The sequence below is a fragment of the Ruegeria denitrificans genome (assembly GCF_001458295.1).
In the GTDB taxonomy this organism is placed as follows: domain Bacteria; phylum Pseudomonadota; class Alphaproteobacteria; order Rhodobacterales; family Rhodobacteraceae; genus Ruegeria; species Ruegeria denitrificans.
Window position 1 is genome coordinate 22,202 of record NZ_CYUD01000022.1, and the last position, 16,002, is coordinate 38,203.

A 16,002-nucleotide genomic window follows, 5' to 3' on the forward strand; every position below is an offset into this window, starting at 1 on the left:
AGACCCCCATGACGCGCAGAATCAAATCCGCCTTGGCCCTGCTGGCCGGCAATGCCATCGGGTTGCTACTGGCCACGCTGCTGCTGTCGGGGTTTGCGATCAAGCCGATCTCGTTCATCGTCGTGGTGATCGTCTTTACGCTGGTGCAGGTGGTGGCCGAGCCGCTGATTCTGAAGCTGGGCGAGAAAAAAGCACCCGCGCTGAAAGGCGGCATCGCGCTGATCGTGACCTTTGTGGGCCTGTTGATAACCGATCTGGTCGCCTCCGGGCTGACGGTTGGAGGTATCTCGAACCTGTTGGCGGCCACGCTGCTGGTCTGGCTGGGGGCGCTGATCGCCAGCATTGTGCTGCCGATCTACGTGTTCACCGAACTGCGCGAGCCCAAGAAGAAATCATAGTGCGTTCAGGCTGGTTTCAATCGCCTGCCACAGTTCCTCTACCGGTTCACAGCCGACAGATAGGCGTATGAAAGCAGGGTCGACATCGTCGCCCCAGCGCGCGCGGCGTTCGGCGGAACTGTGAACGCCACCGAAGGATGTCGCCGGGCGCAGCATCGGGCAGGCGTTGATGAAAGTTTCGGCCTTTTCTTCTGTCTCCAGTGTGATCGACAACAGGAACCCGAACCGGGCCGTCTGCGCTGCGGCCAGCGCATGCGATGGGTCGCCGGTCAAACCAGGATAGCGGATCTGCTTAACGGCCGGGTGATCCGCCAACCGCTCAGCCAGCACTTGAGCCGAGGAACACATACGTTCAAAGCGCACGTCCAACGTTTCCAGCCCGCGATGCAACATCCACGCCTCATGCGGGCCAGGGATCGCACCCGAGACACGGCGCCACTCTTCGACTCGCTCCATGATCTGTGCATTGCGGCTCGCCACGTGCCCCATCAGTAGATCGGAATGCCCGGCCATGGCCTTGGTGTCCGAGGACACAACCACGTCGATGCCCAATTCCAGCGGGCGCTGGCCTAGCGGAGTCAGGGTTGTATTGTCGGCAATCGTAATCCCGCCCGCTGCACGTACTGCAGCGGCGATGGCGGGCAGGTCCAGCATGTCCAGACCGGGGTTCGAGGGGCTTTCGACAAAGACCACATCGAACCCGTCAAACCCGCCTTCGGTAAAGGTAGTCGTCGGGCGTTCGGTGACCGACATACCCAGCCCGGACAGGAACCGATCCGCCAGCACCCGCGTGACGTAATACCCGTCCGATGGGATCAGCAGGCGCGATCCCGTCTTCAGGGTCGCAAACAAAGCTGCCGAGATCGCCCCCATGCCGGACGGAAAGGTCAGGCAGGGCGCTTCTTCCAAATGGGCCAGCACATGTTCCAGATGCAGCCATGTGGGGTTGTCGACGCGGCCGTATGTGGGCAGCCCATCCGTTCCGCCCGGCAGGTGATACATGCTGCTTTGGGTCAGCGGCAGCGCCACGGGATCACCCGCGTTCAGCGCATTGCCGCGCAGGTGCAGCATTTCTCCGGTCTTTGGAGCCATAGTTTAGCGCCCCGGAATTTCGTTGCGGGGCGGGGCGGGTTCCCAATTCTCGATGATCTCAACCGCCTCTTGCGCGGTGTCGACGAAGCGGAACAGGTCCAGATCTTCGTCCGAGATGGTGCCCGCGTCCGCCAGTGCTTCCCAGTTGATGACCTTTTCCCAAAACTCACGTCCAAACAGTAGGAAGGGCACGCGATCCATCCGGCCAGTCTGGATCAGGGTGAGGGATTCGAACAGCTCGTCCATGGTGCCAAACCCGCCGGGAAAGATGGTGATGGCGCGGGCGCGCATCAGGAAATGCATCTTTCGGATCGCGAAATAATGGAAGTTGAAGCTCAGCTCGGGCGTCACGTAAAGGTTCGGTGCCTGTTCATGCGGCAACACGATGTTCAGGCCGATGGAACAGCCGCCAGCATCCTGCGCGCCGCGGTTGCCGGCCTCCATCACGCCGGGGCCGCCGCCAGTGACGATCACGTTCTCGCGGCAGCCGGTTTCGTTGGATTTCTCGGTCATCAGCCGGGCGAATTCGCGGGCCTCGTCGTAATATTCCGACAGGTTGGCCAGCGTCTGGGTCCGGGCGGTGTGCTTTTGGGACGGTTCGGGAATACGCGCGCCGCCGAACATGACAATGGTCGAGGTGATCTCGCGCTCGGTCATGATCATCTCGGGCTTCAGCAATTCCAGTTGTAGGCGCACCGGGCGCAGCTCATCGCGGCACAGGAAATCGTCATCGGCAAAGGCAAGGCGATACGCGGGCGAGCGTGTTTGCGGCGTGTCCGGCACCTCGCTCGCGGTCGAGCGGTCGGTCTGCGCGTCGCGGAAAGGGCTGAGGCGGTCTTCTCTCATGGATAAATGTTCCCTGCTTGCGTGTTCTTGAAACAGCTATAGGGTTCGCGGGCAGAGTGCCAGTCACGGAAGAACAAGAATGAATTGGAAGAGTGAAATATTGGCGGCCGCCGACCGGATCAACGGTTATGCGCAGGTGACGCCGGTGATGGAAAGCCGGGCATTGGGGTTGGATTATCCGGTTGAGATGAAGCTGGAGCACCTGCAGCATACCGGCAGTTTCAAGGCGCGGGGGGCGTTCAACACGTTGCTCAGTCAGGATGTGCCTAAGGCAGGCATCGTTGCAGCGTCTGGTGGTAACCACGGTGCAGCGGCGGGCTATGCCGCGCGTGCTTTGGGCCATCCGGCCAAGATATTCGTGCCGGAAATGGCGGGGCCGTCCAAGATAGCGTTGATCGAAAGAACGGGTGCGGATCTGAGCGTGGTGCCCGGCGAATATGCCAACGCCCTGACCGAGGCGCAGGCACATGAGGACGCAACGGGCGCGATGCAGATTCACGCCTATGACGCGCCCGCAACCGTAGCCGGACAAGGTACCTGTTTCGCTGAGTGGGAGGCGCAGGGCCTACAGGCCGACACCGTTCTGATCGCCGTTGGTGGCGGCGGCTTGATCGCAGGGGCTCTGGGCTGGCTGCAGGGCGCGCGCAAGGTTGTGGCGGTCGAGCCCAAGACCTCATGCGCGTTAAACGCGGCCGTCCAGGCCGGAGAGCCAGTGGATGTCAGCGTCTCGGGTATTGCCGCCAACGCGCTGGGCGCGCGGCGGATCGGGTCGATTTGTTTCGATCTGGCGCGGGGGCTGACATCGGTTCTGGTTAGCGATCAGGCCATCGCCGATGCCCAGCAGGCTCTATGGCGCGCGCACCGGATTCTGGTGGAACCCGCCGGGGCAACCGCATTGGCTGCGCTGCTGTCTGGGGCCTATCAGCCGGAACCCAATGAGCGCGTGGCGGTGCTGGTTTGTGGGGGAAATCTCTCACCTGACCCTCTGAACGGCTGAAACTGCAGCAATCAGCCGCAAAGCGCGCGTTCTGCGTCGCATTGCGGCCAGTCCCTTGCTTGCGTATAGGCAACACCAACGTGAACAGATTCTGCAGGGAGCCGCCAAATGTCCAACGCGCAACTGGAAGCCGCCATCGAAGCCGCCTGGGAGGCACGCGATACAATCACCCCAGCCACCTCTGGCGAACAACGCGAAGCGATCGAAGATACACTGAACGCGCTGGACAGCGGCTCGCTGCGTGTTGCAGAGAAGCTGGACAGCGGTGACTGGCACGTAAACCAATGGGCCAAAAAGGCTGTGCTGCTGGGCTTTCGCATCAAGGACATGGAAATCCAGAACGGTGGTCCGCAAGCCGGCGGCTGGTGGGACAAAGTGGACAGCAAGTTCGCCGGTTGGCGTGAGGACCAGTGGCGCACCGCCGGGTTCCGCGCCGTGCCGAACTGCGTGGTTCGCAAATCCGCCTATGTTGCGCCGGGCGTGGTGCTGATGCCGTCCTTCGTGAACCTGGGTGCCTATGTCGACGAAGGCACCATGGTTGACACTTGGGCTACCGTTGGGTCCTGCGCGCAGATCGGCAAGAACGTGCACCTGTCGGGCGGTGTCGGCATCGGCGGCGTGCTTGAACCGATGCAGGCGGGCCCCACTATCATTGAAGACAACTGCTTTATCGGTGCGCGTTCCGAGGTGGTCGAGGGCTGCATCGTCCGCGAGGGTTCGGTTCTGGGCATGGGTGTGTTCATCGGCAAGTCGACCAAGATCGTCGACCGGGAAACCGGTGAAGTCATGTATGGCGAAGTGCCGCCCTATTCAGTGGTTGTCGCCGGTTCGATGCCTTCCAAGAACAATGTCAGTCTGTACTGCGCGGTGATCGTGAAGCGCGTAGACGAAAGGACCCGCTCGAAAACCGGGATCAACGAGCTGCTGCGCGATTGATAGCTCAGAACAAAAAGAAATGCCCGAACATGGCTCGGGCATTTCATCTGATTTAAGTTTAGCCGTCAGCAATTCGGGATTTTGAACGACATCAGTTCTGATCCCGTCGCCTGACCGGCGGCAGAAAAAAAGTGGGTCAGCGATCTTCAGCCGGGCGTTCGACTGCGCTGCCACTGTCTTCGCCGTCGGTGTATTCACGGCCGTCATCGTCACCGTCGTCTCCGCGGTCGCCATCGTCACCGTCGTCTCCGCGGTCGCCATCGTCACCGTCGTCTCCACGGTCGCCATCGTCACCGTCGTCTCCACGGTCGCCATCGTCGCCGTCGCCTCCACGGTCACCATCGTCACCATCGCCTCCGCGGTCGCCGGATTCACTATCCTCTTGAGCTTGCGCAGGGTTGGAAGACGCAATTGTCACAACAAATGCTGTGGAAGCTAGGGCCAGAATGGACACGCTAGCTGCGGTAGTCAGGAGTTTGGACAACGTACTCATCGAACTTTCCTTTTCAAAAAATTGCGACCAATAGTGGGGGTATTCTAAATTTCGCTTGCCAATCCTCGTATCGACCCAAAAGTGCAGTGCTGCGGTAAGCCAATACTTGCGCAAAATCCCCAAAACGTCGGCAAACTGATGCCGTTTTCAACCATGCGGATTCTGGTTGAATGTGATGTCAATCCTTTGGAGATATTTTTGTCGGCGATATGTGTCAATTTTGCACACTCTTGGGTGCCGTTTGACCCTGGTGCGGTGTATTTAACTTGCTTGCGCACCGAATCGGACCCAATTGCCGGATCGTTCTATGAGTTGACCATGTCTTATTCCGCCCGTAAGGCAGGCTGCATGGAAAAGCAAAAGAAACCCTCTCGTCAACAAGTCTATACCCTGCTTGTGCAGATCGGCCGAAAGGATGGCGATGGCCTGCCCGAAGGTGCGACTGGCGCGGCGTTGATTTGTTTTGCCAGCGGCGTGGATGAGGCCGAAGCCGTGCGCGAAACCGTGGCGATCCTGAAACAGGCTGACACAGCGCCTTTGGATGTGACCGGCTATGGCACTTTGGCCGAGCGTGAGGCGCAGGGCCATGACATCGACCCGGACGAACGGGCGCTGATGCAGCGAGCATTGGACGAAAACGCGGTCATCGTCGCGCAGATGACGCCGTTTTTCGGGGATGAAGAAACGCCCTAGTTCCGTACCCCAAACCACTTGCGGTAAATCTCGTCATAGGTGCCGTCTTCGCGCAGCGACAACAGCGCCTGGTTGACGTCCTCGACCAGTGGAGACCCCGTCGGGAAGGCGATGCCATAGCTTTCGCGCAAGAACACGCCTCCGGTCATCGACGCGAACCGGCGCCCCTCGTGCGCGGCATAGTAGGACAGGATCGGTGCGTCAAAAACCACCGCGTCCAGATCTTTTTCGCGGAAGGCGGTCAGCACCTCATCCAGACCTGGATATCCGGTGTATTCGATCTCGCGCCGGGTCAGGAAATTGGCAGCGGTCGAGTTCGATATTGTCCCAACCTGTTTGCCGTACAGATCGTTGACCGAATTCACGCTGCCGCTGATTGCATCCACCGTCATGACCGAAGTGATCCGCGCGGTAAAAACCGACACGATGAACAGCGATGACACCACCAGAACCACGCCCAGCACGCGTCCAAAGGGGGTGCGCGGCATGCGCTCCTCGAAGCCGCCATTGACCACCAGGTTCAGCGCCCACCAGAAGGACGGGAACCACGCCTCGTTCAGTTTGCGGTCGAAATAGGGTTGCGAGCGGCGCTCGAACCCCCACATCAGCATGCCGCCACCCAGCAGGATGGCAAAGGCAAGGCCAATGGCGATGAACAGTTCAGCCGAGAGCAGCGCCTGCAGCAGAGAGGGGCGCCGCGCAGCCTCGGATGGGACCATGATCTGCAAACCGGCCTCAAAAATTGGCTGGCTGAAATCCATCTGCGTTTCGCGCGCGGCGGTGATCGAGATATTGGCGATGGCCAGATCGGCGGTGCCGTCCTGCACCGCACCCAGCATATCGCTGAATGCCTCGACCCGATTAACCGAATAGTCCCAGCCCAGCGACTCGGCCAGAGCTGCCAGCAGATCCACAGAAAAACCAGTCTGGGCTCCGTCTTCGACATAGGAAAACGGAGGGCGGGTCACGGTGGTGACTTCCAGTGTCTGCGCCTGAGCTTGTTGTGCAAGCGTGATGAAGGTCAGGCAGATCAGGGCGAATAGGGCGCGTATCATCGTCAGTTTACCTGTTTCGCGCGGCTCTAACGCAATTTTGAATGGCCCGGCAAGGTGGTCGCGGGGTAAAGGCCCGTGTTTTATTGGGGTGTCAGGGCGATACAAACGAAAAAAAGCGCTCGGATTTGGGCGGGCAGGGGTTGGCAATCGGTCCAATTCGTTGAATCTGTGCGCGAACCAGCGCGCGAATGAACCAAAGAGGCCCCACCATGACAGATCCGGTAGAATTGACGGTGGAGCTGATCCGTTGCCCATCGGTCACACCCGAAGAGGGCGGCGCGCTGGTGTTGCTGGAAAAGCTTTTGTCGGATGCAGGGTTTGAATGCACACGAGTTGATCGTGGTGGCATCGCCAACCTGTTCGCGCGGTGGGGTGAAAAGGGTCATGCGCGTAGCTTTGGGTTCAACGGTCATACCGATGTTGTTCCAGTAGGGGATGAGGCTGCCTGGACCATGCCACCTTTCGGCGCAGAAATCCGCGACGGCGTGATGTACGGGCGTGGAACGACAGACATGAAATCCGGCGTGGCGGCCTTTGCGGCGGCAGCGGTGGATTTCGTGCGGGACACGCCGCCGGACGGAGCCGTCATTCTGGCCATCACCGGAGATGAAGAAGGAGACGCCGTGGATGGTACGACCGCGTTGCTGGATTATATGGACAGCGCGGATGAGCGTATGTCGGTCTGTTTGGTTGGCGAGCCGACCTGCCCGAACACGATGGGTGAGATGATGAAGATCGGGCGCCGCGGCTCGATGACGGCGTGGTTCACGGTAACCGGCGTGCAGGGGCATTCTGCCTATCCGCACCGGGCCAAAAACCCGCTGCCCGCGATGGCGCGGCTGATGCACGATCTGGCCAGTCATGAGCTGGATCAGGGTACGGACCATTTCGATGCTTCGACGCTGGCGGTTGTTAATATCGACACAGGAAACACTGCGACCAACGTGATTCCTGCGCTGTGCAGCGGGGCGGTGAATATCCGGTTCAACGATTTGCACTCGGGCACAAGCCTCAGTGACTGGTTGCGATCCGAGGCGCAGCGCGTGGCTGAGGCGTATGACATCAAGGTTGATATCAAAATCAAAATCTCCGGCGAAAGCTTCTTGACCCCGCCCGGCCGGCTCTCTGATCTGGTGGCGCAAGCGGTTGAAGCGGAAACGGGCGTGCGCCCCGAGATGTCGACCACCGGCGGTACTTCGGACGCGCGGTTTGTGAAAAACCACTGCCCGGTGGTTGAATTCGGCCTGGTCGGCCGGACGATGCATCAGGTGGATGAATGCGTCGAGGTTGCGCAGATCGTCCAGCTCAAGGCTATCTACACTCGCATCCTGCGGGACTATTTCGCCTGATCTATGCAGCGCACTCTGGTCATCATGGTCAAAGAACCGCGTCCGGGGCGGGTGAAGACCCGTTTAGGTCGCGATATCGGCATGGTTGGCGCGGCCTGGTGGTTCCGGCATCAAACCCGGTCGCTGATCCGGCGGCTGCGGGATCCGCGGTGGCAGATCGTGCTGGCGGTGTCGCCGGACCGCGAGGGGCTGAACAGCCGTATCTGGCCGGTTGATCTGCCACGCGCCCCGCAGGGAAATGGCGATCTGGGCCATCGCATGGGCCGGATGCTGCGAGGCATGCCGAAAGGGCCTGTTTGTCTGATCGGTGCGGATATCCCCGGCATCACGCGGGGGCATATCCCGCAGGCGTTCAAGGCGCTGGGCTCAGCTCAGATGGTGTTCGGGCCTGCACCGGATGGCGGCTATTGGCTGGTCGGCGCGCAGCGCTATGGGGCCTTGCCGACAAATCTGTTCCGCGATGTCCGCTGGTCGACCGAGCACGCGCTGGCCGATACGCTGGCCTCAATCTCCGGAACACGAGTGGCCTTTCTGGATCCTCTGCGTGACGTGGACACTGTTGCCGATCTGAAACCCTGATCTTTTTTGGTCATGACGCCGTCGCATCCCCGTGATACGCCGGAATTATGACTCGCATTCCTACCAAGCAAGAGGTCCTCGACTGGATCTCGGCGAACCCCACCCTGACCTCGAAACGCGATATCGCCAAGGCTTTTGGCATCAAGGGCGCGGATCGGATTGATCTGAAGCGTATCCTCAAAGAGCTTGAGGCCGAAGGGCATCTGGAAAAACGCAATCGCAGCTATCGTGACCCGGACCGTTTGCCGCCGGTTAGCGTGTTGCAGGTGAAAGCGCCGAACTCAGATGGCGACTTGTTCGCGCGTCCGTTGGAATGGCATGGCGAAGGGGTCGAGCCTATTGTTCTGATCGTTGCCCGCGCCAGTGACCCGGCCTTGGGCGAAGGTGACCGAATTTTGGCCCGGCTGACAGTGGTGCATGAAGAAGACCACAATTACGAGGCCCGCCTGATCCGTCGCGTTGGCACCAACCCGCGCAGGATCGTCGGGATCTTCCGCAAAGGGGCCGAAGGAGGGCGGATCGTCCCCATCGACAAGGCCGGCTCGACCGAATGGCTGGTGCTCGACGGAGCCGTTCTGGGTGCCAGGGACGGTGAGTTGGTTGAGGCTGAACAAGCCGGTCCCAAGAACCGCATGGGCTTGCCACGCGCGCGCGTCGTGGAACGGCTGGGCGATCCCTCGGCACCCAAGGCGGTGTCGCTGATTGCGATCCACCAGCATGGTATTCCGGATGATTTCCCCGACAAGGTGATTGCTGAGGCCGACAAGGCCAAACCCGTCGGCCTGAAAGGCCGTGAAGACCTGCGGGACATGCCGCTGCTGACCATCGATCCCTCGGATGCGCGGGATCATGACGACGCCTGTTATGCGCATGCCGATGATGATCCGAAAAACCCCGGAGGCCATGTAATCTGGGTCGCCATCGCCGATGTCGCGGCCTACGTGCAGCCTGGCACTGCACTGGATCGTGAGGCGCGCAAGCGCGGCAATTCCAGCTATTTCCCGGATCGTGTGGTGCCGATGTTGCCGGATCGGCTGTCGGGCGATCTGTGTTCCCTGCACGAAGGCGTCCCGCGCGCCTGTATCGCCGTGCGGATGCAGATCGACGCCGACGGCAACAAGATCGGCCATCGCTTTGTGCGCGGCCTGATGCGCTCGGCCGCGTCGCTGCATTATGCCGAGGTGCAGGATGCCATCGACGGCAATCCGAATGATCGCACCGGGCCTTTGTTGGAACCTGTTCTGAAACCGCTCTACGCCGCGTATGCGACCCTGAAGAAGGCCCGCGCAGAACGGCAGCCGCTGGAGCTGGACTTACCGGAACGCAAGATCGTCCTCAGCGACGCGGGCGAAGTGACCAGTGTGGCGTTCCGCGACCGGTTGGACGCGCATAAGCTGATCGAGGAGTTCATGATCCTCGCCAATGTCGCCGCTGCCGAGACCTTGATTGCCAAGCGCCGCCCGCTGCTGTTCCGCGTGCATGAAGAGCCCGCGCCGGAGAAACTGGAAAGTCTGCGGGAAACGGCACAAGCGGCCGGCCTCAACCTAGCCAAGGGGCAGGTGCTGCAGACCCGGCATCTGAATGCGCTATTGAACGCTGCCGCCGGGACCGAGGATGCAGAGTTGATCAACCTCAGCACGCTACGGTCTATGGCGCAGGCGTATTACAATGCCGAAAACTTCGGCCATTTCGGTCTGGCGCTGCGCAACTATGCGCATTTTACCTCGCCCATTCGGCGCTATGCCGACCTGATCGTGCATCGGGCGCTGATCACGGCCCATGGCTGGGGTGACGACGGGCTGACCGAGGACGAAATCGCCCGGTTGGACGAAACCGCCACCCATATATCGGACACCGAACGCCGGTCGATGATGGCCGAGCGTGATACGACCGACCGCTATCTGGCCGCCTATCTCAGTGAACGGGTGGGCAATGAATTCTCGGGTCGCATCAGCGGCATCGCCCGGTTCGGGGCTTTTGTGAAGATGGACGAGACCGGCGCGGATGGTCTGGTTCCCGTCCGGTCGCTGGGGCGCGAGTTCTTCCATTTTGACCGCGAGGCCGGAACGTTGATGGGCTCAGACACCGGGTTGATCATCGCCATTGGCCAGCGTGTCACCGTGCGTCTTGCGGCGGCGACACCAGTGACCGGCGGTCTGGAGCTGGAGTTGCTGTCTATCGACGATCAGGCACTGCCTCGTGGGCGCGGCCCGAAAGGGCGACCAACCCGGCGCAAAGCAGTCAGCACAAAGCGCAAGAAAGACAAGATCAAGCGCAAGGTTGAACGTAAACGCCGTCAAAGGTGATAGGTCAGTGCCCGCGCAATCAGCCAGCCATGGCGCGTCGGGTCGATCTGCGCGGGGTCGTCAAACAACACGGCCCTGTTGCCATCTAGCCGATCCTCACCCGGAAAAGCCGAAGTGAAATCGCCCATCAGCCGGCTTTGACAATGGACGAACAGGGCAAACCGCGCGGATTTATGTGTGCCGATCCGGATCGTCGAACCTTTCGGAGCCAGATAGGCAGGCTGACCCCAGCGCAACGATTCTAGCAGAGGCTGAGCACTAGGCAGCGACGCAGCAGTGTCAAAAATCAGACCCCGCAAGGTCAGCGCTCCGGCACGAGCATCTTCTGGTAGCGCCTCAAATGCGGTGGCGACTATTGGATCGTCAAAGGGTGTCATCCCAGCAGCTTATTCTGTTTGACCGGGCGCGTCAGGTATTTTGGTCTGAGTGCTTTGTGAATCTCTCACTTTGCGCTATCCTGAGGTTGAGCAGTAATCAGGATTTTCGGAATGCGTAAGTGCGTAAGTGGCATCATAGCCGCTGCATTGTGGGCATCCATTGTGCAGGCGGAATCCCTCAACTCAGCAGATGGGTCACAGACCTTTCAGCTGGCTTCGGCTGATATAACCGTGTCGCTCCGACCGGTTGTGCGGCCTTCGTTCAAGGAGTATCGGGTGTCAACCGAAGGAAACGCGCGGTTTCAGGCGTGGCTGGGGGCGTTCCGCGAGCGCGCGGTGGGACAGGGCGTTTCCTCCGCGACGCTGGACCGGGCGCTGGCGGGCCTGACCTATGACAAGAAGATCATCGAACGGGATCGCAATCAGGCCGAGTTTTCGAAACCGATCTGGGAGTATCTGGATGCGGCTGTCTCGGACAGGCGGATCAGCAATGGCCGTGTCGGGCTGGACCGCCATAAGGCAACCTTGACTCGGATCGAGGCGCAATATGGCGTCGAGAAAGAGGTTGTAACGGCGATCTGGGGGCTTGAGACCTCGTTCGGGACGTTCCGGGGCAGTGATCAGACTATCCGCTCGCTGGCGACACTGGCCTTTGATGCGCGGCGGGCGCAGTTCTTTGAAACCCAGTTGATTGCGGCTTTGCGGATCGTTCAGGCCGGGGATGTCAGCGCCGAAAACATGGTGGGCAGCTGGGCGGGCGCGATGGGCCATACGCAATTCATGCCGACCTCATATCTGGATCACGCAGTGGATTTCGATGGGGACGGACGGCGCGATATCTGGTCGGACGACCCGACAGACGCGTTGGCCTCAGCTGCCGCCTATCTGGCGCGGCACGGGTGGACAAAGGGTCAGCCCTGGGGCGTTGAAGTGCGCTTGCCCGACGGGTTCGACTATGCCAGGGCCAAACGGGATTACACATTGCTGCCCTCGGATTGGGCCGCGCACGGAGTAGTTGGGCGCGACGGCAAGCCGGTTCCGGATCACGGACAGGCGGCCATCCTGTTGCCAGCCGGAGGGCAGGGCGTGGCGCTGATGATCTTCGACAATTTCGGCGTGATCGAGAAATACAACGGCGCCGATGCCTATGTGATCGGTATCGGCCACCTGTCCGACCGTCTGGCGGGACATGCCTCGTTTCAGCGGGATTGGCCGCGCGGCGACCGGGTGCTGAGCTTCACCGAGAAGAAGGAATTACAAACCCGCCTGACTGCGGCCGGATTTGATACGCAGGGCATAGACGGGCGCACCGGACCAAACACGACCGATGCCGTGCGCGCGTACCAGCTGGCACAAGGGCTATTACCCGACGGCTATGCCAGCCTGAACCTGTTGGAGCGTTTAAGGTGACTGAAAAATGGGCCGACTGCTAGTTGCGTTAGGCCGCTATGGGAACGAAGCTACCGTTCGAAACACGAGTGTCGGCGTCGGCTTTCGTTTCCGCTAATCAGAGGCAGGTATTCGGCAAAGCGCGGTCTCACATTCACCTACAGCCCTCCGTTCACGATGAATAACCGTTTGGAGAAAGCGAGGAATTGCCGCATTCACAGCTTGACCAAATTTTCGGACTGTTGCCCCCCTAAAATTGGTGGATACCGAGCTCAGCGTAGAATATCAGCTTACTTGGACTGGTGAATCCGTTCAGGCTGGAAGTCCTGTCAATAAACCGGTCATCGACTTGCAAATAGGATCTCTAGCCCATGAAGCGATCAATTGAGCCAGCATACACCGAAGCTGATCTCGCACTGATAGACGCGGCTTATGAGAAGTTACGCCCTTCTGACACGATCGCGGATTGGTTTACACAATACTTCCGCAACCATAGAAAGCGGCTTGCCACTGACCTACGAATGCTCCGTGATACCGCATCCGAGGGCGATACTGTGGTTGAGTTTGGGTCGGCTCCTTGTCTTTTGACGCATGCTGCTCAGGCGGCTGGGTTCCGAGTGATCGGTATCGATTTAGAACCGGACCGGATCACGGAAGCTGCCGGATCATTTGAGATATTAAAATGCGATATCGAGAAAGATACCGTGCCGCTTGACGACGGCGTCGCCGACGTCGTGTTGTTTAACGAAGTATTCGAACACCTGCGGATCGACCCCATATTCACAATGGGCGAAGTCGCTCGGGTATTAAAGCCAGGTGGGCAACTGTTTCTCTCGACGCCTAACCTGCAGAGCCTCGCAGGAATACGGAACCTGGTGTGGTCGAATCGCAGCGCCTTTGTTTGTCCCGACCCGTATTACGAATACACAAAGCTGCGAACGCTGGGCCACATGGGCCATGTGCGCGAGTACACGACACGCGATGTGACGGAGTTCCTTGAGCACTTTGATATCACAACTAAGGAAATCATTTATAGGGGAATGCGCGGGAAGCGTCGTTTGACGCGCTTGACGCAACGCCTTGTACCGCGCCTGAGGCCGTTCTTTTCAGCAGCAGCGACAAAATCTGGTTGATGTTGAGTGTTTCTTCCAAGCACATTCTGGTCGGGGTGCTCACCTGGTTGGAATTTCCAGGCCGCGCTTCGAGAACAAAAATGCATAGGGCTTGGTCGTTGTAGCATCGACCTCTTTAGGCTCAAAGGGGACCACCGCGATGAAGAATACTCAATAGAACGAGGGGCGACTTTTGCGAGCTGCCCTTAGCGTTCCCTGGTGTCTCTTTCTGTCGGCCGACGCCGCCACTTTCCTTAACCTCTGCGCGATGATCTCGGCATGTGCCTCATCCAGCAACTTGTAAATCCGCACGAACATCTCGTCGATGTCCGCAGGGGTCAGGACCAGCGGGAGTGAGATGATCATCCGGTTGCCCACATGGCGCATGATCAGGTTGTTGGCAAAGCAGCGGTCGCGGCAGATATAGCCGACTGTGCCGGGTTTGGACGCGAATTGGGCGCGGCTGGCCTTGTCCGGGGTCCGCGCGATGGCTGCCATCATGCCGACGATCTTGGCCTCACCCACCAGCGGGTGATCGGCCAGCGCTTCCCATTTCTCTTTCAATTAGGGCGCGGCCACATCGCGGACGTGTTTGACAATCTTTTCCTATTCAAGGATGCGCAGGTTTTCCAGCGCCACAGTCGCCGCGAATGGGTGGCCAGAATAGGTATAGCCATGGTTGAATTCGGTACTGCCGATGACCCTGGCGATCTCATCACTGACGATGGCCCCCCCGACGGGCGCATAGCCCGAGCTGAGTCCCTTGGCGATGGTCATGATTTCCGGCCGAATGCGCACGGTCTCCGAGCCGAACCAGTTGCCAGTGCGACCGAACCCGCAAATGACCTCATCCGCGATCAGCAGGATATCGTATTTGTCACAGATGCGCTGAACCGCGGGCCAGTAGCTGTCGGGTGCCACGATTACGCCGCCCGCCCCCTGCACGGGTTCGGCGATAAAGGCGGTGACGCGGTCTTTCGCCCAGCTCCAGAATGGCTTCCTCCAGCTCGCGCGCGCGAGCAAAGCCGAAATCCTCAGAGTTCATGGTGCTGCCCTCGGACCACCAGCTCGGCTGGTTGATGTGGTGGATGTTCGGGATCGGAATGCCGCGCTGCGCGTGCATCCCAGCCATTCCACCCAAAGACGCGGACCCCACAGACGAGCCGTGATAGGCGTTGTGACCGCTGATGATGATGTTTTTGTTGGGCTGACCCTTCTCTGCCCACTAAGTGCGCACTAGGCGGATGTTGGTGTCGTTTGCCTCGGACCCGGCACCGGCGTAGAACATATGTTTCAGATCGCCCTGTGCTAGCTCGGCAATCTTGGCAGCCAACGCAATAGCGGGTACATGGGTCGTCTTGAAGAAGGTGTTGTAATACGGCGGCTCACGCATCTGGCGGGCGGCGACCTCAGCCAGTTCATCGCGGCCACAGCCGATATTGACGCACGCCCCTAACTGTCGATCAGGGCATCCGCCATCAGTTCCATCCCCTGTTCGATGTCCTGAGCGGTTGCTTTTGCTGCCATTTGAGCATCTTTTGCGCGTAGGGCGACGATGATGTCTTTGTGCCGGTCCGGTAGGCTTTGCGTGCCAAAACGGCCGCAAACCACACGCAGAGACGGCCCGAATCTCAGCCACAGTCGTTCGGTCAGATCGCGCAGAATCGGGGCGTCGGCGAAGGAATAAAGCGTTTCGTGGAACGTGTGGTTCAGATTCAGGTATCCGCTGACATCCCCATCTGCGATTGTGCGATCCAGCCGTTGATCGATGCGTTCCAAATTGTCGACATCCGCGCTGCTCATATTCCCGGTCGCGCGTTTTGAGAGCTCTGATTCTATTGATATTCTAGCGAAAATCATCTGTTCGACATCACGGGCGGAAAACAAAGGCACACTGACCCTACGGTTGCCCTGAAACACTAGTGCCCCATCTGAGATCAGGCGGCGGATGGCCTCGCGCACGGGAGTCATGCCCACCCCGAGCGAATCAGTCAGACCCTGTATCGTGACGGGCTGTCCGGGCACCAGTTCACCGAACATGATCTGTGCTTTGAGGGTTTGATAGACCTGTTCATGCGCGGGTTGTTTTGCAGCCTTTGCTTTTGTGTCGAATGCCTTATTTTTGATCAAATCCAATTGGTTTACCCCATTTCCAATGATGATGTCTTGCCAGATTTCAGACCTTCTGGAACCATACGCGGGATCGGGAAAAATGCAAAACTTGATCAAATCCGAAAAAACGGGATTATACCCGTACACTTTCAGGGAGAAAAAAATGTCACTCAAAACGCTGACGATGACGGCGATCATCGCATTGGGGAGTTCGGCGGCTTTTGCCGAAGAGGTGCGTGTATACAACTGGTCTGACTATATTGACGAG

General features: G+C 59.5%; 15 protein-coding genes and 1 pseudogene. 9 read left to right on the forward strand and 7 right to left on the reverse strand.

Annotated elements, in window-relative coordinates; all coding sequences use genetic code 11:
• The first annotated feature begins 8 nt into the window (after window positions 1-8).
• A complete protein-coding gene (locus tag RUE5091_RS21380; RefSeq protein ID WP_058283975.1) occupies window positions 9-398 on the forward strand; it encodes a hypothetical protein in 390 nt (129 codons plus the stop codon).
• On the opposite strand, the gene RUE5091_RS21385 is transcribed toward RUE5091_RS21380, so the two are convergent.
• Complete coding sequence (locus RUE5091_RS21385; protein WP_058283976.1) at window positions 393-1,490, reverse strand: cystathionine gamma-lyase; 1,098 nt, start codon at window positions 1,488-1,490, stop codon at window positions 393-395. The two genes, RUE5091_RS21380 and RUE5091_RS21385, sit on opposite strands and share 6 nt — an antisense overlap.
• 3 nt (window positions 1,491-1,493) lie before the next feature.
• Window positions 1,494-2,336 carry an LOG family protein gene (locus tag RUE5091_RS21390; protein WP_058283977.1) on the reverse strand — a complete coding sequence of 281 codons (843 nt, stop codon included), beginning with the start codon at window positions 2,334-2,336 and terminating at the stop codon, window positions 1,494-1,496.
• A gap of 79 nt (window positions 2,337-2,415) precedes the next feature.
• Here RUE5091_RS21390 and RUE5091_RS21395 point away from each other — a divergent pair, with 79 nt between their 5' ends.
• Window positions 2,416-3,333: a threonine/serine dehydratase gene (locus tag RUE5091_RS21395; protein WP_058283978.1), complete on the forward strand. Its 918-nt coding sequence runs from the start codon at window positions 2,416-2,418 to the stop codon at window positions 3,331-3,333.
• A gap of 108 nt (window positions 3,334-3,441) precedes the next feature.
• Complete coding sequence (gene dapD, locus RUE5091_RS21400; RefSeq protein WP_058283979.1) at window positions 3,442-4,269, forward strand: 2,3,4,5-tetrahydropyridine-2,6-dicarboxylate N-succinyltransferase; 828 nt, start codon at window positions 3,442-3,444, stop codon at window positions 4,267-4,269.
• Window positions 4,270-4,405: 136 nt separating this feature from the next.
• Here dapD and RUE5091_RS23355 read toward each other — a convergent pair whose 3' ends face one another.
• Window positions 4,406-4,762, reverse strand: coding sequence for a hypothetical protein (locus tag RUE5091_RS23355; RefSeq protein WP_058283980.1), 357 nt, complete (start codon window positions 4,760-4,762; stop codon window positions 4,406-4,408).
• A 348-nt stretch (window positions 4,763-5,110) separates the two neighbouring features.
• On the opposite strand from RUE5091_RS23355, the gene RUE5091_RS21410 reads away from it, so the two are divergent.
• On the forward strand, window positions 5,111-5,455 hold the full coding sequence (locus RUE5091_RS21410) for a DUF8846 family protein (protein WP_207383765.1): 345 nt from the start codon (window positions 5,111-5,113) through the stop codon (window positions 5,453-5,455).
• Here the strand turns inward: RUE5091_RS21410 and RUE5091_RS21415 are convergent.
• Entirely contained in the window at window positions 5,452-6,510 is a 1,059-nt protein-coding gene (locus RUE5091_RS21415; RefSeq protein WP_058283981.1) for a transporter substrate-binding domain-containing protein, read from the reverse strand. The two genes, RUE5091_RS21410 and RUE5091_RS21415, sit on opposite strands and share 4 nt — an antisense overlap.
• A gap of 209 nt (window positions 6,511-6,719) precedes the next feature.
• Here RUE5091_RS21415 and dapE point away from each other — a divergent pair, with 209 nt between their 5' ends.
• From dapE to rnr, 3 genes are read left to right on the forward strand one after another with little or no spacing between them, the layout of a single operon-like run.
• Complete coding sequence (dapE, locus tag RUE5091_RS21420; protein ID WP_058283989.1) at window positions 6,720-7,859, forward strand: succinyl-diaminopimelate desuccinylase; 1,140 nt, start codon at window positions 6,720-6,722, stop codon at window positions 7,857-7,859.
• Window positions 7,860-7,862: 3 nt separating this feature from the next.
• Window positions 7,863-8,438, forward strand: coding sequence for a TIGR04282 family arsenosugar biosynthesis glycosyltransferase (locus tag RUE5091_RS21425; RefSeq protein ID WP_058283982.1), 576 nt, complete (start codon window positions 7,863-7,865; stop codon window positions 8,436-8,438).
• Between the two features lie 47 nt (window positions 8,439-8,485).
• Window positions 8,486-10,744: a ribonuclease R gene (rnr, locus tag RUE5091_RS21430; RefSeq protein WP_058283983.1), complete on the forward strand. Its 2,259-nt coding sequence runs from the start codon at window positions 8,486-8,488 to the stop codon at window positions 10,742-10,744.
• Here rnr and RUE5091_RS21435 read toward each other — a convergent pair.
• On the reverse strand, window positions 10,735-11,121 hold the full coding sequence (locus tag RUE5091_RS21435; protein WP_058283984.1) for a DUF1801 domain-containing protein: 387 nt from the start codon (window positions 11,119-11,121) through the stop codon (window positions 10,735-10,737). The genes rnr and RUE5091_RS21435 overlap by 10 nt on opposite strands.
• 111 nt (window positions 11,122-11,232) lie before the next feature.
• Here RUE5091_RS21435 and RUE5091_RS21440 point away from each other — a divergent pair, with 111 nt between their 5' ends.
• Together RUE5091_RS21440 and RUE5091_RS21445 are read left to right on the forward strand one after the other, a co-directional pair.
• A complete protein-coding gene (locus tag RUE5091_RS21440; RefSeq protein ID WP_058283985.1) occupies window positions 11,233-12,531 on the forward strand; it encodes a lytic murein transglycosylase in 1,299 nt (432 codons plus the stop codon).
• A gap of 350 nt (window positions 12,532-12,881) precedes the next feature.
• Window positions 12,882-13,643 carry a class I SAM-dependent methyltransferase gene (locus RUE5091_RS21445; protein WP_058283986.1) on the forward strand — a complete coding sequence of 254 codons (762 nt, stop codon included), beginning with the start codon at window positions 12,882-12,884 and terminating at the stop codon, window positions 13,641-13,643.
• A 222-nt stretch (window positions 13,644-13,865) separates the two neighbouring features.
• Here the strand turns inward: RUE5091_RS21445 and RUE5091_RS21450 are convergent.
• Both RUE5091_RS21450 and RUE5091_RS23720 read right to left on the reverse strand, forming a co-directional pair.
• Window positions 13,866-15,069 (reverse strand): annotated as a pseudogene (locus RUE5091_RS21450) (aminotransferase); the annotation flags it as partial.
• Between the two features lie 5 nt (window positions 15,070-15,074).
• Entirely contained in the window at window positions 15,075-15,758 is a 684-nt protein-coding gene (locus RUE5091_RS23720) for a GntR family transcriptional regulator (protein ID WP_243470850.1), read from the reverse strand.
• Between the last annotated feature and the right edge of the window lie 244 nt (window positions 15,759-16,002).